The organism is Bacteroidota bacterium, assembly GCA_034723125.1.
Taxonomy (GTDB): domain Bacteria; phylum Bacteroidota; class Bacteroidia; order CAILMK01; family JAAYUY01; genus JAYEOP01.
Genome location: JAYEOP010000071.1, coordinates 1 through 5,180, shown reverse-complemented (window position 1 = coordinate 5,180; position 5,180 = coordinate 1). Strand labels below are relative to the sequence as shown.

3 protein-coding genes are annotated in these 5,180 nt (G+C 31.6%); 1 reads left to right on the top strand and 2 read right to left on the bottom strand.

Annotated features, from left to right (window positions below):
• Positions 1–1,868: hypothetical protein (locus tag U9R42_02220; GenBank protein MEA3494829.1), on the bottom strand; the 1,868-nt coding region annotated here is incomplete at its 3' end.
• A gap of 117 nt (positions 1,869–1,985) precedes the next feature.
• Between U9R42_02220 and U9R42_02215 the strand changes: the two genes are divergently transcribed.
• A complete protein-coding gene (locus U9R42_02215) occupies positions 1,986–4,325 on the top strand; it encodes a glycosyltransferase (GenBank protein MEA3494828.1) in 2,340 nt (779 codons plus the stop codon).
• Here the strand turns inward: U9R42_02215 and U9R42_02210 are convergent.
• Positions 4,318–5,180, bottom strand: an 863-nt coding sequence (locus U9R42_02210) for a Wzt carbohydrate-binding domain-containing protein (protein MEA3494827.1), incomplete at its 5' end; no start/stop codon positions are given. The genes U9R42_02215 and U9R42_02210 overlap by 8 nt on opposite strands.

Here is a 5,180-nt window from a genome sequence, read left to right as displayed (position 1 = left end):
TATTTTTTCACTCTCAAAATCTGATAATCTTCCGATGAAGATACTAGCGGATATTTTTTAATATTTTCTTGAACTTCTTCGCTTAATTTATTTACCATGGTTAAAGGGAAAAATAGATAATCCACCTTATATTTATCTAAGACGGTCGGACTAAAATCAAGCTTTTTAAAATTCCCTTGAACAGTAACAGAATTTGTATTGTCAATAATTTTAAAAGAATCATCCCGAGACGAAGTCAATACTCTTTTTAATCCACAGTTATCTTTTTCAAATTGTTCCAACATAATAATTAAATCTTTGTCGTAGCATGTATTATTTTGGATACATCTAAGTTCTTCGGACCTTTCTGTTCCCAACCATTGAATTGCTGAATTAACTAAAATAATAGGGATTGATCCAATCACAAACAGAACTAGAATGGGAATAAAAATTCTCTTGTTTTTGCTTTTAAAAAATAACCAAAAGAATAAAAGATGTAATAAAATTATCCCGAAATGTGTTAATTTATAGAGATTAAGATCATTAAAGGAAGTGGAAAAGAAAAAGGGAGTCAAAAAAGCTACTGCTATAAAAAAGAAATAGACAGGATGATCAAAGAGTGAAACTTTACGCTTGATTAAAAAATAAATCAGCATTAAAAATAAAATCGCCTCTAAGAAAAAATTCCTTAAGTATATCTCAGGAAATTCCCAAATTCTTACTGGATCTCCTCCCGTTGGATAGCCCCACAAAGAGAAATGACGAAAAGAAATTAAGTTAGTTGCAGAACCACTACCCTCTAACATATTCCCGATAACTCCACCTAGTAAATAAAAACTTAACCATAAAATTACCGAAAAAGATATGGCAACTAGCAAAGTTTTTACAAAACTTATTCTTCTTTTACATAAATTATAGATTGCTAAAAACAAAATTCCGAATAAAGTAAGGGCTGCAAAAAGTTCACTTATGAGAAAAAATCCACCCATTATCGGAACCGCTATGGCGACAACTCTCCAATTTATTTTTATCTTATAATAAAATATTTGCTCTAAGAGAATGGTGGATACTGTTGCTAGCAACAAATTTACCCAAGTTATACCTAAAAGAGAGTACAAAAGAGGGTAATTTAGCACAACCGCTGGTATTCCCCATAATTGCAAATGCTCAATGGTAAATTCATCAAAAAGAAAAAATGACCCCCCACAAAAAATTATCAGAACCGAACCCAGAACCGCCCAATTGACATTTTTACTCCATCTCATAACAATCCCTACAAAAAGCATATAGCCAGACATTAGAAAGCTAATTTTAAGTATGTCCATGGCCACTGAAACACTCGACAGAAAAATCAATTTGATAGCAGAGGCGGCTAATTGAGTCCCATAATGATACGTCAGCATAAATTTTTGGTCTGGGACAATTGGATTTATGAGCGGAAATTCTCCATTTGTAGTAAAAAATTTAATTACCGGCCGATGTAAATGCTCATCTAAAAGAGCCGTTTGATAACTACCTAAAAAAAAGACAATCAGCGTAAACAAAAGACCGGCCACTACCAAATAATTTTGGCGAAACCAATCCTTAACCCTTTCAAGAGTAATATTTTTTTTATTCTTTACCCAAAAGACTGTTAGGATTAAAAAAGATACTACAAAATAAATTGCCGAAACAAGTTGGATAATGAAAATATTCCAAGGAAAAATAAAAAGAGCCAATGCAAGGATTAGAACATAAATACAAAAAGATACTAAAAAAGCTGTGGCTATTCTTAAAAAATAATTGCCGGCTTTATAATTCAGTATTTTAATAAAATATAATCCTGCGCCTAAAATCCCCAGAAAAAAAACTAGACCCAGAAAAAGCTGATAAGCAAATGCTCCAAGCATCTTTAGCTTTTGTATTAAACTAATTAACGTGATAGCATAATAGCTACATGTTTAAAATTATAAATTATTCTAGCTTTAATGCAAAGAAAGATTAAAATCGGTTTTTTAACCGAAAGAATGCTTTTAGGTTTTGGAGTTGATCTCGTAATCCACAAAACTGCTGAAAAATTGGCCTTAAAAGGTTTTGAGGTTACAGTTTTTTGTATTCGTAGCGACAAAACTTACTCTAATAAAAATTACAAAGTAGTTAATATTTGTTGCCCCATCACAAAAAACCCTCTCAAAAATGAAATCAATGCCATTAATGCTCTCAAAAGGTTAAATCATGAAAATATTGACCTGTGGATTGCTGAAACTTATCCATTTTTTATTGCGTCCAGAGTAATGAAAAATCCAGTAATTATTGTAGATCACGGAGTGGTTTCTACCGAAGGGTTCCCCTTTATGAAAAAACTCTTTTTTGGCTACATGAAGTTCACTCAAAATTATTTATTTTTTCCAAAAGCTACCCGGATTATCTCTATCTCAAATTACATTCAATCATTAACCCCTTCAATCATTCGTAAAAAACAAGAAATAATTTATAACGGCACAGACAATTATGCTCAAGTTAATGAAGAGAAAATTCAAGAATTTAAAACTAAATATGGCATAAAGGAAAATGATATTGTTCTACTTTATGTTGGAAGATTAAATCATAGAGATCAACCATACAAAGGCATAAAAGAACTAACAGAAATTTATAAAAATTTAAAGAAAAAATATTCTCATATAAAATTGATTATGGCTGGTTTTGGCAATAAAAAAGATAAGGAGCGGTTAGCAAAAGAGAATATAATTCCAATTGTTTGCGCTCCCGTTGAGCTAATGCCCATACTTTACCAAGCCACTGATATTTATATAACCGCCTCCAAATGGGAAGGATTTAATCTTCCATTAATTGAAGCTGGCAGTTTCGGCGTACCTGCCGTAGCTTACGACGTTGGTCCCCATAAAGAAGTTCTACAAAATAATGCTGGTTTCTTAGTGAAAACAAGCCATGAATTCCAAGAAAAGGTCGGATATCTTATTTCTCATGCTAAAAAAAGAAAAGAAATGTCAACAGCTGCTATAAAAAATGCCGAGAGATTTACCTGGGAAAAAGCATCCAATAAATATTTCAAAATTATCAATAAAATTACGAGTCAAAGTAAACTAAAAAGGCCTCCATACAATCAAGGACAAGTTGATGTCATTACTCTTAATTATAATGGGAAAAAATATTTAGCTAAATTATTTAATTCTCTTGCAAACCAAACTTATCAAAACATTAAGGTAACCATGGTTGACAATGGTTCGTCGGATAAATCAGTTGAATATGTTAGAAATAGTTTCCCTTGGGTAAACTTAATTGTTTCTAAAAAAAACTTGTTTTTTAGCCGAGGAAACAATTTGGCAGTATCAAAAACAAACGGAGAATACATTTTTTTCATCAATAACGACACCGTCGCCAAGGAAGATGCTATTGAAAATATGGTGAAAACAATAGAAAAGCATGGAAAATACCAAGTTGCAGGAGTTTCTGCCAAAATGCTTTTTTATAAGGATAAGAAAATAATAGACTCTATTGGAACGGTTATGATTAGCAACGGATCGCCCTTCAATAGAGGTATTGGTCAAATTGATATTGGCCAATATGATAATGAGGAAGAAATCTTTGGTGCTTGTTTCGGTGCTGCCATGGTTCGCAGAAATGTTTATGAGAAAACAGTGGGGCCTCTCGATAATTCATATTTTGGTTATTTTGAGGATGTTGATTGGTGCTTAAGAGCAAGAAATTTTGGTTATAAAATATATTCTTCACCAAAAGCTATTGTCTATCATGACCATTCCGGAAGCTCTAAGAAAAATAGCTACAACTGGAAGTATTATTTGATTCAAAGGAATTTCATCAGAACCATCATTAAGAATTTTGAGCTTGCAAGAGCTATAAAAAAAACTACTTGGAAAATAATGGTGCTAATTTATCATTTTTTCAGCACTAAAGAAAAAGGAAGAAAATGGATCATTGTAAAGATTGTTGGCAACACTATATTATTTTTTCCTATATTGTTGGTTAAAAGATCAAAAATCCAATCCAAAAAATGCAAGCCTGATTACGAAATAATTAAATTTGCAAAAAGAGAACTTCCAGTTTTTGATCCAGTTCAATATAAGCCATATTATTCTTTGGATAATCTCTATCTTATGTTTTCTAAATTAGATGAAACAAAAAAATTCAAAAATCCAGAAGTAACTAGAATTTCGTCTTTATCAAATTACCTAAATAATACAAAAGGAATAATGGAAAAAAACATGTGGGAAGAAAAAACCAATCAGTTGATTGATTCTACTATTTCTTATATTGGCGAAGAATACGCTAATAGGTTCAGAAAAAAGATTATACAAGACAGAAAGCAAAAACAAAAACCTACTTAACCATTAAATCCGGCTTTTCTATTTTCTCGTGTTTCCATTTATGATTAAGTTTAATTACCCCATACTGATTTTTCTCGTTCTCAAGAATGGTAAACTCATATTCCCTCTCACGAAAGTCATAAGGCAAAAAACCATTTGTATTAAAAATAGCGGCTGTGAATTGATACGTCCCTCCCAAAAAAGGATTTTTTATTATTGTGCAATCTACAAAACCTTTCCCTGCTAACTTCTTAATTAAAAAATAAGATGTTTGAGTATTAGGACCAGTGATATAAACACCTTCTGGGGTATAAAATCCAACACCAAAAATTGGTTTTTCAATTTTTTCTTTAGCGTTATAACTTATTCTGGCAATAATATCTTCGCCAGTTTTAAAGATTTGTTTTGGGTTCTCTGAACTATCCAAAAATTCAACTTTGGTTATTTCCAATTTGTCCCTATCACTCCCTCTCTTATTTGTATGTTTCGAATCATCTTTATTGGATTGTTTCTCCTTTTTAAATCTTTTTTCCTCATCAATCATATTACGTTTTACATACTCATTAACTGCCTTATCTGCGGTGTCTAATATAATATTTCTTCCCTTGTCTAAAAGTAAAATCCTATCACAAAACTTTCTTGCCACATCAATATCATGACTGACTAAAACAACAGTTTTTCTTGCTTTCCGATAACGTTGAAATTCTTCCAAACACTTTCGCTGAAAATTACTGTCCCCTACCGCTAAAACTTCATCCATTAACAAAATATCCTTATTAGCATAAATTGCCACTGAGAAAGCTAACCGGACCTGCATCCCAGAGGAATAATTTTTAAGTTTTTGATCAATAAATCTGTTTAATTCTGAAAACTCAA

What these genes read in the sequence shown, in the direction of transcription:
- U9R42_02215 (MEA3494828.1), top strand. Translation starts at nt 1,986, where the DNA reads ATGCTTTTAGGTTTTGGAGTTGATCTCGTAATCCACAAAACTGCTGAA.